At 51.4% G+C, this 17865-nt stretch carries 15 protein-coding genes; 9 read left to right on the forward strand and 6 right to left on the reverse strand.

Translation table 11 applies throughout. The annotated features are described in order from the left end of the window. Positions 1-172 precede the first annotated feature (172 nt). The 3 genes from JNJ77_01400 to JNJ77_01410 all read left to right on the forward strand — a co-directional run bounded on the left by JNJ77_01400 (position 173) and on the right by JNJ77_01410 (position 4315). A complete protein-coding gene (locus tag JNJ77_01400; GenBank protein ID MBL8821212.1) occupies positions 173-2629 on the forward strand; it encodes a hypothetical protein in 2457 nt (818 codons plus the stop codon). After that, positions 2626-3300, forward strand: a complete 675-nt coding sequence (locus JNJ77_01405) for an SMC-Scp complex subunit ScpB (GenBank protein ID MBL8821213.1) — start codon at positions 2626-2628, stop codon at positions 3298-3300. The genes JNJ77_01400 and JNJ77_01405 overlap by 4 nt, the downstream gene beginning before the upstream one ends. A gap of 139 nt (positions 3301-3439) precedes the next feature. Then, positions 3440-4315: an NAD(P)H-hydrate dehydratase gene (locus JNJ77_01410; protein MBL8821214.1), complete on the forward strand. Its 876-nt coding sequence runs from the start codon at positions 3440-3442 to the stop codon at positions 4313-4315. 48 nt (positions 4316-4363) lie between these two features. Here JNJ77_01410 and JNJ77_01415 read toward each other — a convergent pair whose 3' ends face one another. Next, positions 4364-5506 (reverse strand): PQQ-binding-like beta-propeller repeat protein, encoded by a 1143-nt coding sequence (locus JNJ77_01415; protein MBL8821215.1) that lies wholly within the window; start codon positions 5504-5506, stop codon positions 4364-4366. Between the two features lie 1446 nt (positions 5507-6952). Here JNJ77_01415 and JNJ77_01420 point away from each other — a divergent pair. The 4 genes from JNJ77_01420 to JNJ77_01435 are packed head-to-tail and all read left to right on the forward strand — an operon-like array spanning position 6953 to position 9837. Then, a complete protein-coding gene (locus JNJ77_01420; GenBank protein ID MBL8821216.1) occupies positions 6953-7750 on the forward strand; it encodes a DUF4198 domain-containing protein in 798 nt (265 codons plus the stop codon). Between the two features lie 13 nt (positions 7751-7763). Next, on the forward strand, positions 7764-8522 hold the full coding sequence (locus JNJ77_01425; GenBank protein ID MBL8821217.1) for a DJ-1/PfpI family protein: 759 nt from the start codon (positions 7764-7766) through the stop codon (positions 8520-8522). Between the two features lie 19 nt (positions 8523-8541). Next, positions 8542-9687, forward strand: a complete 1146-nt coding sequence (locus tag JNJ77_01430) for a DUF1559 domain-containing protein (GenBank protein ID MBL8821218.1) — start codon at positions 8542-8544, stop codon at positions 9685-9687. Between the two features lie 3 nt (positions 9688-9690). Further along, positions 9691-9837 (forward strand): hypothetical protein, encoded by a 147-nt coding sequence (locus tag JNJ77_01435; protein MBL8821219.1) that lies wholly within the window; start codon positions 9691-9693, stop codon positions 9835-9837. Positions 9838-9882: 45 nt separating this feature from the next. On the opposite strand, the gene JNJ77_01440 is transcribed toward JNJ77_01435, so the two are convergent. Next, entirely contained in the window at positions 9883-11799 is a 1917-nt protein-coding gene (locus JNJ77_01440; protein ID MBL8821220.1) for a type IIA DNA topoisomerase subunit B, read from the reverse strand. A gap of 282 nt (positions 11800-12081) precedes the next feature. Between JNJ77_01440 and JNJ77_01445 the strand changes: the two genes are divergently transcribed. Both JNJ77_01445 and JNJ77_01450 read left to right on the forward strand, forming a co-directional pair. Next, positions 12082-12483, forward strand: coding sequence for a hypothetical protein (locus JNJ77_01445; protein MBL8821221.1), 402 nt, complete (start codon positions 12082-12084; stop codon positions 12481-12483). 329 nt (positions 12484-12812) lie between these two features. Next, positions 12813-13535: a hypothetical protein gene (locus JNJ77_01450; protein ID MBL8821222.1), complete on the forward strand. Its 723-nt coding sequence runs from the start codon at positions 12813-12815 to the stop codon at positions 13533-13535. A 73-nt stretch (positions 13536-13608) separates the two neighbouring features. Here JNJ77_01450 and JNJ77_01455 read toward each other — a convergent pair whose 3' ends face one another. The 4 genes from JNJ77_01455 to JNJ77_01470 form a co-directional block, all read right to left on the reverse strand. Then, complete coding sequence (locus JNJ77_01455; GenBank protein MBL8821223.1) at positions 13609-14709, reverse strand: efflux RND transporter periplasmic adaptor subunit; 1101 nt, start codon at positions 14707-14709, stop codon at positions 13609-13611. Between the two features lie 18 nt (positions 14710-14727). Further along, positions 14728-15489: an ABC transporter ATP-binding protein gene (locus JNJ77_01460; GenBank protein MBL8821224.1), complete on the reverse strand. Its 762-nt coding sequence runs from the start codon at positions 15487-15489 to the stop codon at positions 14728-14730. Between the two features lie 244 nt (positions 15490-15733). After that, positions 15734-16876 (reverse strand): ABC transporter permease, encoded by a 1143-nt coding sequence (locus JNJ77_01465; GenBank protein ID MBL8821225.1) that lies wholly within the window; start codon positions 16874-16876, stop codon positions 15734-15736. Beyond that, positions 16873-17556: a CerR family C-terminal domain-containing protein gene (locus tag JNJ77_01470; protein MBL8821226.1), complete on the reverse strand. Its 684-nt coding sequence runs from the start codon at positions 17554-17556 to the stop codon at positions 16873-16875. The genes JNJ77_01465 and JNJ77_01470 overlap by 4 nt, the downstream gene beginning before the upstream one ends. Positions 17557-17865 lie beyond the last annotated feature (309 nt).

Below are 17865 nucleotides of genomic sequence, written 5' to 3' on the forward strand. Positions count from 1 at the left end.
TTCCCCCACTATGGAACGGGAGCGCACTCAGCCGACCCCGCCTCTTCTGTTAAATCGGCTAAACTGTGCAGGAACTTGCCGGATTTTCGGAACGTTCCGATTCTTCCAAGGTAAACTGGTCAAACTGGGTGAAACACCCACTTTCTCATCGTTTGAATTCAAGAAAACTCTCTTGACCAGACTTACACTTTCTGGCATGGCGACATGGTTCGTCGAATGGGGATATTATCGACGGCACAGGGGCAACGGGGGAAGCATGTTGCCGGGGCATCACAGCGGAGAACGTCCGTCACGCACCCGACAGCCTCGCTGGCGCGAGGTCTGGCAGATACCCTTGTTTCTATTGGGCCTCTTTTGTTGCATATCTGCCTGGTGGTGGTCACCAGTTTTCTGGCCTGATCATCAGGCGGCACGTGCCCGCTACCAACAGGTTCTTGATGCGATTGATCAGCACAATCTGGAAGCTGCAAAGCAGTTGATCACAGAGTTGAAACAGGGCAGTTATCCATTTCAGGAGTATGAATTTGCTTATCTAGAAGGCAATCTCTTTCTGGCCGAAGCACAACAGCTTGCCCCCATTGCGTCTGCTTCACCTCTCTCACGTGATGCTTACCTCAAAGCACAAACAGCATTTGATAAAGTTCTGAAGGTACAATTGAAAGACCCACCAGCCAGACTGCATTATCAGATGACACTGGCACGACTGGGCACGCAACCGCTGGATATTTCGTTGCTGACTGCCTTGGAACAAACGCTTGAGAATAATCGTCAGGATCGAATGGCTGGTTATTTGTTGCTCACGCAACTGCGCCTGAAATTGCAGCCACCCGATGATCCAGGTGCGCTGCGAACACTCGATCTTTACATCAATATGACAGAAAAGGCTCAGCAATATCCACAGCGTTTGCTGAAGGCTGAGATTCTCGCACGGCTTGAACGATGGGCGGAGATTCCCAAATCGCTTGCCCCTATTCCCCCGGAAGCGACCGAATACTGGCAGGCTGTGCATTGGCAGGCGCTGGCTGTGTATCACCTTAAACAATGGGGCGAAGCAGCAAGGCTTTGGGGCATGCTCCCACCCCGTAATCTGACTCCACAGGCCTTGCTGGCGTATGGAGACTGTCAACAACAACTCAAGAACCTGCCTGAAGCGCAACGGTTATGGGAGCGTGTCTGGAGAGAATATCTGCCAACGCCGGAAGCTTTGGTGGCTCAGAGCAGACTTGCTGAATTGGCTCTGGAACAGCAGCGCTGGCATGACGCTGTTCGCAGCCTGGTCACCTTACTCTCAGCAAAAAAAGCATTGATTGCTTCCGACTCCCAATTTACCCCAGCGCGTCTCGAAGAACAGGTCACACAGTTGGCTGGCAAGCTGATTCAATTGCGCCGCTGGGACGATTTACGCATGCTGGGTGAGGCGGCTGCAGCCTGGTCATTCAAGGGGAAATCAGATGACTGGCTCAGCCAGGCCTGGCATGCCCTGGCACAATCACAACCTCAGGATGGCCCGTTGCCCATTCCCAGCGCCAAGGCTTATTCACTGGCTGCTGAGTTTGCCTGGAAGGCGGCTCAACAATCGCCCAAATCAGACAAGGCACGATTGCTCTGGCAATCCGGTCAGGATGCCTTGCAGGCAAAATCCTGGCAACTGGCCCAACGTGCCCTGGGTGAATTGCTCAGTCTGAACCCGGCGGAGCCTGCCAGGCCTTTGATTCTACTCGGCCTGGCTGATGCGCTGCAACAACAGAGGCAACTGGTGTTTGCTGCAGATCGATTACGGGAGGCATTGCAGTCGCCCGGCCATCACGAGGCAGCGATCAGGTTCAGGCTGGCACAGTTGCTATTTCTGGATGATCGACACAGTGAAGAAGCAGGCAAGCAACTGGAACTGGCTGCTGGTCTGGTATCACGTCCAGACAGTGGGCCGGAAGCCCGGACAGCGTGTCATCAATTTGCTACTTATCTTTATAATGCTGTGATTATTCTGCGTAATATTCCAGCACTCCGAGCCATTCAGGCCTGCGAACGTGCATTACAGGTGGCTGTGCCTCATTCTGAAGCGGCACAAACGCGGTATATGCTGGCGGAATTACTACTGGCCGAAGGACGACCCTCTGCCGATCTGCAAATGAACCTGCAGGAACCATTGTTGCGCAGACAAGCCGACCAACTCTGGCAGGCCTGTAAGAACTTCCAGATTGCTGCTGAAGAACTTGGCAAGAAGGAGGTTCAATTCACGTCCATGTCTCAGCGTGAAAACTTCATTCGTTATGCCCGATTTGGGGAGGCGGAATGCTGGATGAATCTGGGTGTTCTCAAACCCTTGGCGCCTGCTGAAGTGCCTGCTTCGGAAATCTGCTGGCAGAAGGCGGCCGAATTGTACGAAGCGTTAATTGGTCATTCAACTCATCGTGTTGAAACACTGCATGCCTATCTGCTCCTGAGTAAAAGTTATGGTAAGCGAGGGCAGTTCCGTGAAATGCGGGAGACTCTCGAAGATGCGAGAGAGCAACTGAAGAAGTTGAGTGATGAAGAACTGGCATTGCCTTCGCGATTCACACCACTGAAGCGAAGCGAGTGGGAATCACTGTTGATTGGAACCAGCCTGACCGACCGGGGGCAGCCATGAACCATATGGATGAGGTTCAGGTAGCTCATGAGACGGTAATTCCTGAAAGCTGGCACCTGGACGTGGAACCTGAGTTGGAAACAGTCTCTACGACTGGTGAGCAGATCGAAACTGCAACTAATGCGGAACGGGTCAGTTTGCGGCCTGAAGCTGAAGCTCCACCCTCACTGGAGAGTATTCTTGAAGCTGTTTTCTTTGCAGCACGTGAGCCTTTGAGTGTGGAATTTATTTGCTCGCTGATACGCCGGATTGATTCCCATGCGGTGCTTGCATCGATTCGCAATCTCAACCATCGCTACCAAAGCCAGAATCGGCCTTATGCAATTATCCGTGAAAAGGAAACGTATCGACTGACACTCCACCAACGGCATCGGCACATTCTTGAATGGCTTTATGGTGGTGTGAAGGAAGCTCGATTATCTCAACAGGCTATCGAAACACTTTCGATTATTGCGTATCGTCAGCCTCTCACTCATTTTGAAATTGAAGGCATACTTGGCCAACCGTGTCTGACACCACTCAGACAACTGATCCGCCGTGGCATGGTATCGGTGCAAGGGTATAACGATGAAAAAGAGTCACTCTACGTAACCACTCAGCGGTTTCTTGAATTCTTTCATCTTTCCAAAATTGATGATTTACCCCGGGCCGACGATCTGGAACGCTTGTAAACCCGGCATAATCTCACCGACCGGACGATATCCATTCAGTCTGAGTTCTTTATCGGTTTGATTGACCCTGAATGCAGTTCTTAATCGTAGTACTGTAGTTGAGCCCGTAAATGCATGCACTTCGTTTGGGTGTAATTTCATGCTTCGCTCTGTTAGCAGCCTTCCGCGATTGCCTGTCAGACCTAAAGATGGTCATAAGGGAACTTTTGGAAAAGTATTAATCGTTGCGGGCAGCGTGGGGATGAGCGGAGCAGCGGTCCTTGCGGGAATGGGTGCATTGCGAAGTGGCGCCGGACTGGTGCAGGTGGCTTGTCCACAGTCTGTTCAGCTGGTAGTTGCTGCAGGCAATCCATGCTATCTTACTGCGAGCTTACCTTGTGCAGAGGATGGTTCACTGGCGGAAGGTGCCGGGCAGAATTTATCAACGCTGGCAGCTTCGGCATCCGTGGTAGCTTTTGGCCCTGGGCTGGGTACCACTCCGGCCATAGCTATCGTGCTGCAAGCTCTGTTAGCCAGCTACGAAGGACCTATCATCATTGATGCTGATGGCCTGATTGCCATGACAGAACTGCGACTGCAGGGCAAACTGCCTGACAGGCACATACCCCTGATCTGCACACCGCATCCAGGGGAATTGGCCCGGATGATGGGAACCACAGCACAGGTTGTTCAGACTGATCGCAAGCAGCACGCCATTCGATACCTGGGTGATCACAAGTGCATCCTTGTTCTCAAAGGTAAAGGCACCATTGTAACTGATGGTCAGCGAGTCTACGTCAATACCACCGGCAACGCTGGCATGGCCAAGGGAGGCAGTGGAGATGTGCTTACCGGCATGATCGCATCACTCATAGCCCAGGGCATGAACACCTTCGATGCAGCCCAGGTTGGAGTTCATCTGCATGGCCTGGCCGGCGACCTGGCTGCTTCCACGCTGGGTGAACAAGCCATGCTGCCTACTGATTTAGTAGATGCACTCACCGTGGCATTCAAGAAATATGTGCCAACGATTTGAAAAAGCCTGGGAGTATTACTCGCAGGCTGATTGAATGAAAAGGATACTCTACTGCTTGATGCAATAAACGTAATCCACACTTCGCAAGAACACGGCGCCATCAGCTACAGCAGGTGATGCCCAAAACATTTCATCCAGGGCATTCTTGCTGACCACTTTGAAATCAGGTCCGGCTTGCAGTACATGTGTGGTGCCGCCATCATCGAGGCAGTAGATTTTTCCGCTGCCCGCCCAGGGCGATGCCCAGAAACTCTTGGCTCCGGGGATACGTTCACGGTAAACCTGCTTGCCCGTCTTGGCATCCAGGCATGTGACGACTCCACCATTACGGCCCAGCACATACAAGTGGCCTTCGTAAACCAGTGGCGATGCCATTTCCACACCGCCACGTGCTACCGACCAGATCACGCCACTGCTGGTGGTCTCGCCAGCTTTCGGGCTGATATCTCCACTGGCTCCAGCTTTGATGGCAAACAGGGTGCCTGCAGAGCCACTTCCTCCGATGCTGCCTCGACCCTGACCTGGTAGACGGCCTTCTTCTCCTTCTTTGTTTTCTTCCTTATTACCGCCTCCACCACCCCCACCTGGGCCGCCACGCATGCCACCCCCGCCTCCACCCATATTGGGTGATGAGCCGACGTACAACACATCATGAGTGCCCACTGGTGTTGCGCAGCATCGACTGCCACCGTTATTGAGCTCCCAAAGCAGTTTACCATCGTCTGGGTTGTACGAGCGGATTTTCTTGCCACCCAGCGTGATCAGTTCGGTTCGCTGGCTGTTCTTCCAGACCATGGGTGTGCCCCAATTGGTCTTCTCGTCGCGCTCCACGCGCCACAGTTCTTTACCCGTCTTGCGATCCAGTGCCACGAGGAAAGACTTCTGTTCATTATCAATCTGAAGGAAGAGCTTCTCGCCTTCCAGCACCGGTGAACTGGCTGTGCCCCAGCCAGCCATCATCGGAAATGAACCGAGGTCTTTTTGCCACAGAAGTTTCCCATCCAGATCGTAGCAGAACACACCCATCATGCCGAAGTAGACATAGAGTCGTTCACCATCGCAGACCGGCGTTTCGGTAGCAAACGTGTTGGAACCATGCGTGGGAATACGAGGCTTGGCTTCGAGCGCCTGCTGTTTCCAGATTTCCTTGCCGGTTTTCTTATCGAGGCAAATCACTTGCCATTGATACAGAGCATTGGGTGGCTGAGGATTTCGGCCATAGCCACCCGGTCCGCCTTGCCCACCGCCGCCACCACGTTGGAAGCCACCCTTGTTCGGTGGCCCATTGCCTTGCTTGCCAGCTTCGCCTTGTTTGGTTGGCGGTCCACCAGAACCACCACGTCCACCACCGGGTCTGCCTCCTCCACCACCGCCCATGCCGCCACCCGATGGCTTGCGCTGATTCTCGGTGATGGCTGTGGTGATAAATACCTTATCGCCCCACACTATGGGCGATGACCAGGCTACGCCGGTGACCTTGGCTTTCCAAAGGATGTTCTTATCCTTGCCCCACTCCATCGGCACACTGACGCCAGTGGCCAGGCCTGAACTGTTTGGTCCGCGGAACTGAGGCCAATCTTCGGCTTGGGCCAATGAAAACAAACCAGTGCCCACCAATCCCAGTACTCCGACTTTGGTTAAGCATTGCATGAAAGTTTCTCCTGATAAATCGCATGACGCTAATCACAGTACCCGATCAACCATGAAGAAGGCATGAGAGTACGGCATAATCAAGGGCTCCAATATCGAACCCCGTAGTGCTGCATTTGTTTTCCTTAAGGGTTGTGGCAATACCCACTATTGGAAAAAGCATTGACTGATTAACTTCTTGCATACGGTATTGAATTTGCTAAGTTCATTGGTATGGCTGAAAGGATCATCTCATTGCCGAGATTGACACGACAGAGCATTGCTTTGGTCTGTCTTTTGTTGATGATGTTCATGGTCATCGGCTTGCCTGTCCCACCTTCCAATGGAAAAGACCTTAGTACGCCTTTTATCTGTATGGAATCCCGTTGCGGATGCATGACTGCAGAGCAATGTTGGAAATATTGTTGTTGTCATACGAACGAAGAAAAACTGGCTTGGGCCAGGCAACACAACCAGCCCGTCCCCGACTTTGTTGCCCAGGCAGACGTTCAGCTATCTGGTAAATGTGAATCCTGTGAACAGGAATCCAGGCACGAGAATTGTTGCGAAACAAAGAATGAATCGTGCAACTCGTCCTGTTGTGAGCATCAAAATACTTCTCAAACCTCCAGGCCATCAAAAAGTTTGAAATGGATTGTCATGATTCATGCCCACCAATGTCAGGGGCATGATGGCTGGAGCCTGCTTGCAAACACCATTGTTGTGCTTAAATGCGAATGCGCACTCGATCTGCTGGCCTGCTTGAATTCTGAAAATGTCGTTATCGCCCCATGCGAACTATGTTCACATCGTACCGCACCTGAATCGCCGCCTCCCAAGCATCTCTAGATCGTAAAAGTTGAAACAAGCACACGGGGACCAGGCACCTGCCCGGACTTACGTGCACATTATCTTCATTCATGGTGCAAGCACAGCATCGTTTAGCGTTGCGTGAGTGGTTATTGCACATTTCGTGATCAACAAGAATCAACACCTACGAGGGATGTGATGGCTCGTCTTTTTTGCGCCACGATTCTCGGCGTATTCGTGATATCTACTTTATCAGCCCACGATGTGTGGCTGCAAACCAATACCGCCATCGTTCGTACCGGCGAAGGCATCCATATCGACCTCATGCTCGGCAATCATGGCAATGATCACCGGGATTTCAAGCTGGCTTCCAAGATTGGTGTGGATAAGGTTCAGCACCTTCAAGTTATCTCGCCCCATGGAAGAAAAACTGATCTGAAACCACTGCTGACCGACCTGGGTTACACGCCCAAGGAAGGGTTTCACTCGGCACGTTTTGTTGCTGCAGAGCCAGGACTCTACACCGCAGCCATGTTTACTGATGGCATCGTCAACCATGGGAAAGCGGTACGTTCGGTTCGTAGCTCCAAGGCTTTCTTTCTTGCCAGCGAGAAGCTGGACAAACTTGGCGACTCATCTGGGTTCGACAAGCCACTGGGCCATGCCATCGAGATGGTGCCCCTCACCAATCCCATCACGCCGATGGGACCGGGTACTCCAGTCAAACTGCAGTTGTTGCTTCACGGCAAACCACTTGCAGGTGTGAAGGTCAGCTTCATTCCTCGCGGGGTCACTCTCAAGGAAGGACTCGATCAGGATTACGAACGCGTTTCTGATGCTCAGGGGCGTGTCAGCTATGAACCCAAACTCGGAGGCTACTACCTGATTGTGGCACACCACAAGACGGACGAGAAGTCTGCGAATTATGAACTCACTCAATACACCGCAACCATGTCGCTTCTCGTTCCAGAGAAGTGCCCCTGTTGCGATGAATAATCAGGAGATGACAATGAATCGACGCGAAGCGATTGCTGCGCTAGGTGCAGCAGTCACGGCAACTGCCGTTGCAAAGGATGATCCACCAGCGAAGAAGCCCACCCAGGCCTTGATGCTGGCATATCCCCAATTCACGTTGCTTGATCTGGTCGGCCCTCATTCGATACTTTCGATGGTGGCTGGAATTCAGGTCAAGATCGTGGCCAAGACCAAAGACCCGATTACGACAGATACCGGCGTGACCTTACTTCCACAGCAGACGCTGAAAGACACCACCGAAGAGCCACTGCTGATTTTTGTTCCAGGTGGCACTGCAGGTACGCTGCGAGCCATGGAAGATAAAGAAATCACTGAGTTTCTGAAGAGCCGTGGTTCGAAGGCCACCTATGTCACCAGTGTCTGCACCGGTTCCCTGGTGCTTGGTGCTGCGGGGCTTTTGAAAGGCTACCAGGCTACCACGCACTGGGCAGCCATGGACTTTCTCAAGCCGCTGGGAGCTATCCCGACAGCCAAGCGTGTCGTTGAAGATCGCAACCGCATCACCGGTGCTGGCGTGACTGCAGGCCTCGACTTCGGCTTGCGGCTGGCCGCCAAACTCAAGGACGACCGATACGCACAGAACGTTCAGTTAGCGATCGAATACGATCCAGAACCACCTTATAAGTGTGGCTCACCAGCATCAGCGAGTGCGGATCAGGTGAAGTATGCCCGCACGCACTTTTCCTTTTTTCTTAAACAGGCTGACACCGTGGTTAAACGGGTTGCTCAGTAATCACATACCGGAGATCAACATGAAGCTTTCACCACGACGGGCATTTACGCTCATTGAACTATTAGTTGTTATTGCCATCATCGCCTTGCTGATGGCTCTGCTACTACCTGCTATTCAGAAGGTTCGCGAAGCAGCGAACAAGATGCTCTGCGCATCGAACCTGCGACAAATCGCCACGGCTGCCCATAACTATCACAATGATTTCAGCAAACTTCCGCCTGGTTATTACGGTGCAGTGAGGGCGAATGGTGGCACTACGTTGCCGGTCGATTTCACTCGCGGCCCGAACATTGGCATCCTGGCTATCCTCTTGCCTTACTTGGAACAGGACAATCTCTTCAAGCAGTTAGCTACTCCACAGATGACATTCCCTGTGCTGGGGCCACCATCCGGAACAGGCATTCAGCCGTTGAACATTCGACTGGACTCCGAATATGCACCCTGGTGGACTGCCTTGCTGAATGTTCAACCCAACACAGCGCAGGCACAGTTCAAGATGTTTCAATGTCCGAGCGATCAGACGACGGAAGACAGTAGCTTTTCCGATCAGATTGGTATCTACGTGGCAAACGGTGTCTTTCGACACACACATTTCTTTTCAGGACTGCAGGTAAAGTGGGGCCGAACCAACTATGTGGGGGTAGCAGGCTGTGCCGGGCCATACGAAAGCCCATCACCAACTGATCAGGTATTCGCACAGTTTGAAGGTACTTTGTTCAATCGCTCCCAAGTGACTCTGGGACAGTTGACAGTTCAAGATGGCACCAGCAACACGTTGCTCTTCGGCGAAGGGTTGGGTGGCTTGTCATCCAATGGGGCGCTGAAAAGTGCAGCATGGACATGGATGGGTGTTGGTGCCATGGGTACTGGATATGGCGTAGGCCGAGGGAATGCATTCTCCGTAGGAGGGCCAATGCCACCTGCATTTGGTGTAGTTTTGACCAACGGTAACGTCGGCTGCAACTGGTATCGCTTTGGCAGTCGCCATGCTTCGGGTGCTCAGTTTGCCTTCGGTGATGGCTCGGTGCGAACCATTCGTTATGGCAACACGACGGTGCCCGATATTTCCAACAATGCCAATAACACGTCCGACTGGGCACTTCTGCAGCAACTGTCTGGACGCCGCGATGGACTCATCAACGATACTTCTTCCATTCTGGAGTAATACATGACTGCTAGATTGGTACTGTTAATGAGTGTAATGTTCATGTCTGGTTGTTCTGCCAAACCTGATATGGAACCCGGAACCGTGAAAATTACTTCAACGGCAGACCTGGGTGTTGCAGCAGGTACTGGCAAGCGGCCTGCAAAATAGATTTATCATCCCGGTGGTTTGACTTACCCACCGGGATTTCAATCGCTACACGTCGAGTTCTTCCATGGATGCCATCTCTGCTGAGTTCATGATGAAATCATAACGCAGGGATGGATCTTTCCCCATTAAACTGTTAAACGTCTGGTCGGCTGCCAGGGTATCGTTGATTTCTACCTGCAACAGGGTTCTACTGCGCGGGTTCAGTGTAGTTTCACCTAGCACCGCTGAATTCATTTCACCCAGTCCCTTGAACCGGGTTATTACCGGCTTGGCGTTGCTTTTGAGCGATTTCAGAATTTCTTCCTTGTGTACATCATCTCGAGCCCACTGAGCTTCCTTACCTACCACAATACGATACAGCGGAGGCTGAGCCAGGAACACACGGCCATCACGGATAAGTTGTGGAAGGTAACGGAAGAAAAAAGTCAAAAGTAGCGTGCTGATGTGATGACCATCGTAATCCGCATCCATCAGGAGTATGATTTTGCCGTAACGCAGTCGGTTGATATCAAACTTGTCGCCGATGCCAGTGCCGAGAGCTGCGAGCAGATTGCTGATTTCCTGGTTGAGGATCACTTTGGAAACCGGCAAACCTTCTGAATTGAGAATCTTGCCTCGCAGTGGCAAGATCGCCTGCGTCTTGCGGTTGCGTCCACCAATGGCTGAACCGCCTGCAGATTCACCTTCAACAATGAACAGCTCTGTTTCATCGAGATTGGTGGAGGTGCAATCAGCCAGTTTACCTGGAAGATTGAGCCGCCGTTCCGAAACGGATTTGCGTTTAATGTCTTGAACTGCAGCCCGCGAGGCTTCACGGGCGCGGGCCGCCAGGATGATGCGACCCACAATGCGATCTGCGGAAGCCTTGTTGGCATTGAGCCAGGCTTCCAGTGCAGGGCGAACCACGCCATCCACATGCGAAGTCATTTCTTCGTTGTTTAACCGCTCTTTGGTTTGTCCCTGAAACTTCGGCTCACGTACAAACACGGAGAGCAGTCCGACCACACCTTCGCGAATATCTTCCGCAGTAATTGATAGGCCCTTGATTTTGACATCGTGCGTCTCGATGTAATTGCGGATGGCTTTGACCATTGCTGCCTTGAAACCGTTCTCGTGCGTTCCGCCGCTGGGGGTGCGGATGCCATTTACGTAACTGCGGATCGATTCTTCGGTGCTCTCCGTCCACTGCAAGGCACATTCGACCTTGGCTTCACGCTCGCCACCTGTGCGGGGCAAGTGAAAGATGATGTCAGTGACAGCAGGCTTCTGGCTCTCTTTCACCAGATTTCCCAGAAACTCCTGCAACCCACCCTGATGCGTGAGGTCAAGAGTCTCATTCTTCTCCTGGTTGATGAAGATAACCTTCATGCCGCTGTGTATGTACGCCATCCCATCGAGGTGTTCGCGGATGGTGTCAGCATCGAAGGTCGTGGAACGGAATATTTCCGGATCAGGTTCGAAATAGATGTTGGTGCCATGCCCGCGTGCCGGGCCAACCTTCTTGATCGCACCTTGGGCTTTGCCTCGGGCAAAGGATTGCGTCCATTCATATCCATCCCGTTTGATGGTTGCTACCAGCTTTTTTGAAAGTGCATTCACCACGGAGGACCCGACGCCATGCAAACCACCTGAATGGAAGTAACTGTCGCCGTCGCCAAACTTCGCACCACTGTGCAAGGTACTCAGGATCAGTTCCAACGCCGATTTCTTGTGTTTGGGATGGATATCAACCGGAATGCCCCGACCGTTATCCTGCACGGTGACTGCATCACATTTCTTGTGCAGTGTTACGGTCACCGAGTCGCCATGCCCGTTCAGGTATTCATCAACACTGTTATCAACAATTTCCCATACCAGGTGGTGCAAACCCTTAACATCCACCCCGCCAATGTACATGGAAGGCCTGCGACGTACCGGCTCCAAGCCTTCCAGTACTTGAATATCCTTGGCTGTGTAGGTCATAACTTCCTCATAACTCCATGAGGGGATAGAGTATCAAGGAAACACCGATAAACCAGAAGTTATTCATGGAGATGTTAACAATCGCAAAGGATGAGTTTTTGCTTTGATACTTTCAACTTTTTCATTCGTATCAAAATTTCCGAGTATTAATCAGATGAGATTTGTGAGACCTGTTATTGTGAAGATTCGTGGTGCCGATTATAAATAATAGAGGTATATTTGAAGTACCAGTCAGCTCAGGCTGGTGTCAGTGGAGATTCGTCGATGCCACCACCCGATGGTGTGCCCCAATCGAGCTTGCAGAATGAAGGGTTGCAGGCTGCCTTGAAGCATCGCTGGATTGCCAGTGAGCAGGCAGGCCGTGACTTGGGCGAAGAGTGTATTCGCCGCTGGGTGCATGAGCACTGGAATGGTTTCCTCCGTGCCCGCTGGATGGAACATCTGCAAGGCAAAACCTACTGGATGGAACTCAATCGCAGCGATTTCGGTTTGTTGCTCAATGAATTCCAGCAGGATGAGCAATTGCTTGACCGCATCCTTGAACGGATGAAGGAAGGCAAGGAAAACCTAGACGTTATCCGCTGGGCGATGGACTGGGGTATTCCTTCTGATCGCGTTATCCATATCCTCGAAAGACTTGATGTCAATAGTTGCAGATTGAGTTGTCAGTTTTATCAGCAGTAAGTTTCATTTCTTCCACCTCCATCCTTTGACTTTCTTCCCCCTTTTCATGTGGATAAGATTCCCTGATTCAATGCGTTAGTTGACCACGATGGCTCCTTTGCCTTTTGAAAAGTTATCCATGCAACTTTGTATTACAACTTTCCATTTAACATCTGCAACTGGTCAGCCTTGACACTGAAGGTATCATCCGCGTTGAGCGCCAGTTCGCTATGTGTGTGCAAAAGATTTTCTGATGTTAAGTGGTCACATATCTAATTTGACGGAAATCTGTTACAGTATGGCACGGTTTGAAACCTGTTTGTGTCCATTTTCAAGTGTTGCAGACTGCCATGCCATCATCCACCTTTTATCAGAAGCGTTTTACCATCCTGCTGTTAATGCTGATCTGTTTCGTCCTGTTGACACCCATGTTATTGCAGACCACAGATAGCCCACATTCCCTGACGGTACGACTTCTCTGGTTTGCATTCTCAGTCTCCTGGGCGGCCTCTGCTACCTATGCTGTCAGTGGTGACCGACGGATTACCATGGTAGCTGTTCTGCTGATGACGCTTTCCTTAATGCTGGAACTCCTCACCGCTGTCATACTTTCGGATATTTCAGAACTGGTGTTCCACCTACTGCGCATTTTGTTTCTGAGCTTCATTATCTATCTGCTATTCAGGCAGATTTTTTCCCATGAGGCAATCACGTTTGATACCATCAGCGCCTCCATTTGTATTTATCTACTGCTGGGTGCCCTGTGGGCACATATCTACACCATACTGGAACTGGCTACTCCGGGTTCGATTGCATTTTCAGCAGCATCGCACCCACCATCGATTAAGGAAAGTGAACTGGCCAGGTCGTACCACATGCTCTATTTCAGTTTCGTGACGTTGAGTACGGTTGGATATGGGGATGCCGTGCCTACGACTCCAACTGCACGCATGTTTGCATCTGCTGAAGCATTGATCGGACAGATTTATCTGCTGGTGATGGTGTCCAGACTGGTAGGTCTGCAGATTTCACAGAGTATCAATTCGAAATCGGTGAATAAGCCAAGCGTTTAGCAAGAAGAACCCACTCATCCCCAACCTCTCTCCCTCCAGGGGAGAAGGGAGAAAAACACTTTTCTTAGTGCTCTTATCGGGATTGGGCCTGGGATACTTCTGCTTTGTCGCCGATATCAATGAAGACATCCACCTGCTGACCAACATAGAGACGTGGAGAATCCTGGCTGGCAGGCTGTACGGCGTAAATCACCTGCAGCACCCGAGTATCAATCCGTTCGGTGGTGTTACCTGTGAGTGATCGTTTAGGTACGACAAAAGGCTCGATGCGGACAAAGCGAAGCTGATGAAACTGGTTGGCATCGCCTCGCGGGTTGGCTCGAGCGATGGCCCCAGACTTAAACCGTGGAATATCGTGTTCATCAATATCCACACGCACATGCAGTTGATCGACATTGCCAATTACGACATACGACTGACCCTGGCCTGGTACGTTGCTGACATACTCACCGGGGCGAACATTGACCTGCAACACTTCGCCGGAAACAGAAGCACGAACGATGGTGCGTTCGATTTCCGTTTTGACCATGTCGAGTTGTGCTTGAGCTTGAGCGATCGTTGCACGAGCCACAGCTTTGTCGGCTTCCCATGCTCCAGCGAGAAGCAATTTCAAATCAGCCTGGGCAGCGAGTTCCTGCTGCTGTGCCATCTCGTAGGCCTGCCGTCGGCGGATGTACTCTTCTTCCGTGATCGCGCCTGATCGTCCGGCGGTTTCGTAGAGTCCTTTGGAGCGTTTCCACAATAATTCCTGATCAGACAGGTTTGCCTGGGCTTCGCGTAACTTGGCCTGTTTGACTGGTATTTCTTCGGGCCGGGGCATGGACATCAGTTTATCCAGTTGCGCCTGAGCTGAAAGAAGTTCCGATTCACGGGCTTTCTTCTGGGCTTCCAGATGGCGATTATCGACAGTGAACAGAGGTTGACCTTGCTGTACCTTCTGTCCCACTTTTACCTGCAGTGCATAAACCACCCCGGGAACCGCAGCGCCAATATTGATGTTTTCGGTGGTTGGCTCTACCAAGCCTGCAGCAGCCACGGTACTGCCATAAGGCGAACGGGCGGGTGGCACCGATGGATCAAGCTTGGGTGGAGTCTTCTGCATCCCCAATACATGAGAGATTGCAAACACCAGCAGCCCTGTTGCGAAAAGTGGCATTCCGTATTTACTGAGCATGGCAATACTCCTGTCAACTTAATGACCAATCAAATGCACTTCATCCCGGTTGTAAATCCGTTTCACCGCTCCGTCTTCCATTTCCACAATGCGGTCGCCAAAGGAAAACACGCGGCTGTCATGTGTCACCACGATGACAGCTCGGTTTGACTGCACTGCAACCTGGCGAAGTAGCTGCATCACCGTCTGTCCGGAGCGGGCATCGAGCGCTGCAGTTGGTTCATCACACACCAGCAGTTTGGGATTGATGACTAGCGAGCGGGCGATGGCCACACGCTGCTGTTGTCCACCGGATAACTGTGAGGGCAATGATCGTACTTTGTCAGACAAGCCGACCAGATCGAGACATTCCTTGGCTCGTGAGATAGCCTTCTTTCGCTCCCAACCCGATATCAGCAGCGGTACAGCAGCATTTTCAGCAGCATTCAACGCGGGTAGAAGATTGTATTGTTGAAATACAAATCCGACGTTTTCGCCTCGAAACCGAGTCTTGCATGAGTTGCCTATGGTATTGAGATCATAGTTGAGAACTTCAATGGTTCCCGCTGTGGGATTGAGAAGGCCGGCAATGATGCTGATCAATGTTGTCTTGCCACACCCGCTTGGCCCGATGAGCAAAGTCATTTCGCCATAGTTGACGTTCAGATCGACGCCACTGAGAGCAGTAACCTTGCTATCACCACTGCCGTAATCCTTGGTTAATGCATTGCAGCAGACTGCAAAGCGATCGAGAGATAGCTTTGTGGAGGCTGCAACAGGGGTTTCAAGCAAAGCTGACATGCACCATTCCAGCTGGAATCAATGGTTATCGGGTTCTAATTGCATCAAAAAGAACCCCCTCACCACCAAGCCCTCTCCCTCCAGGGGAGAGGGGAGAAATACATTCCTGCATAAGAATCATGGGCAAGGAGTTGTTTCCTGTGCGAGTCCAGATCAGTAATGAACGCTCTCCAATCCAAGACTGATTTGAGAATGTTTTCAGGAAACAACCCCTTACCCGCGACCCTCCAGCACGAATTCTGGTTCATTTGAAAACCACCGCTGGTTCCAGCAGCAGCACTTTGCGCATTGCCAGGAAACTGGCACAGATGGCGATGACCGAAACCGCAATGGCAACAATCACTGCAATCTGCCACATCAGATAGAACCCAGCCAGGTGCACCTGGTTCTTGGTTCCTTCAAAAAATGCTGCACAAAGGCCCATGCCAATCGCATATCCAATGATGGAGACAATCACCACCTGAAAAAGGATCATGGCAATAATGCGGAGGTTGCCTAATCCCATGGCTTTCAGAGAGCCAAATTGTTTCAGGTTCTCGATGACAAACAGGTAAAATGTCTGGCCGGCGATGGCTGCACCCACAAAGAAGCCGAGGAAAATCGTGATACCAAAGTTGATGGGAATGCCAGTTGATCGCAAGTAATACCCTATGGTTTTCCAGTACATGGAATCATCATCATTGGCGGATAAGCCAGTCTGGTCTTGGATGCGCTGACAAACCTCACTGCTGCTGACGCCATCTTCAGCGTGTGCAAGAATGGCGGAAAGCTGGTTGCGTTCTGGCGGTGCATATACTCTCGATTGGCTGTATCGCGTAAACAACACTGGCAATGTCTGAAAAGTGGGCAGACAATCGCATACGCCCACCAGCACTGCCCGTCGATCATTGATCTCGACAATCTTGCCTAACTGATACTGCCCCTTATCCTCAGGCCACAGGAAGGTGTAGCCAGCTTTGTCAACAATGAAGGCATCGGGTTTGCGCAAGTCTGCCAGGCTTCCTGCATACATGGTGGTTGGTGCACCAATCAATGTTGCATCATCGATACCGATCATGAGCACATTGCGGAACGACCCGTCACGGAAACGAATCTGAATCTGATTCTTCATATAGGGAACTGCCCAAGCCACGCCGGGCACGCCGCGCACGCGGTACAGGTAGGTATCAGGCATGGGCTTGAGTTCTTCGACGTAAATCACATTGGGTTGGGTCACCCAGATTTCTGCTTCCCGTACATCAACGATTCGCCCCGCGGTTCGCCGCATGATCCCGCAGAAGATGGACATCTGGTGTGCCATCAGCAAGCAGGCGAAGGCAATGCCGAAGATCAGGCCGAAGTATTTGGCCCGGTCGCCTGTCAGCATTTTCCAGGCTACCCAGTTCATAATCTTCGCTCCCTGGCAATGGCACGGCTGCGTGTATGAATGACTTTCTTGCCCGGATTGGACAACAAAGGAGGTGTCAGGCCTAGTGCGGCACCTGTGAAGTTGCAAATATGCTGAGCAATCACCTGCGGAGTGAGTGCACTGAATCGTTCTTTGCCCATGAGTTGTTCGCCAATAGGTCGGTTTTGCCGATAATAAAGACATTGCCCGACAATGCTGAAGCCGATGCAATAGAGTTGATCATCCACCACCGGTTTGTTCGACAGTTCTGCGAGTATGGATTTCAAAGTATCAGCGAGTGGTTGAACGTAGTCGCGAATCCACTCCAGGCATGCTGAGCTTGGTTGGGCCATTTCCCGCATGATGATCTGCGTTTGCCAGGGCTTGTTCTCTGGATCAGTCAGGCGATTGACGAAAGTAGTGATGAAATCCTGCAGCCTGTTCCATGCCGGTGTTTTTTCGGGCCATTGGGGCATGGGGTACTTAGTTGCTGATTTCTCACAGGCATATTTGACCGTTTCGGCATAAAGTCGCTCTTTATCGCCGAAGTAGTAATTGACGGAAGCGATATTAAGCCCGGCAGCCTGGCAGATATCCCTGACAGCAGCGCCAGCGAACCCCAGTTGAGCAAAGGCAGCACCTGCAGCATCCAGCAAGCGATATTTCGGTGAATCATCCATTAACTGTATTCCGTTCCGGTATTCAAACGATTGTTTAATACAACTATATCAAACAAACGTTTGAATAACAAGTGATTCTGTCATGCGGGTAGGTTTATTTCACCATTCTTCACATGAAATTCATGACGTTAACAGAAGGTACAGAGTGCTGCATTGGTGTGTCGTCATCTCGAAACGGTTCCATGTGGAGTTGATGGTTGAGATCAGGAGGCGGAGTCCAGATGCTATGGCAATCATGTTAATATTGGTAATTTGCATGCTCTGGTGATTATGTCGATGGCTCAGAAATCCTGCCCACAGTTGTAACAT

This window comes from Planctomycetia bacterium, assembly GCA_016795155.1.
Lineage (GTDB): Bacteria > Planctomycetota > Planctomycetia > Gemmatales > HRBIN36 > JAEUIE01.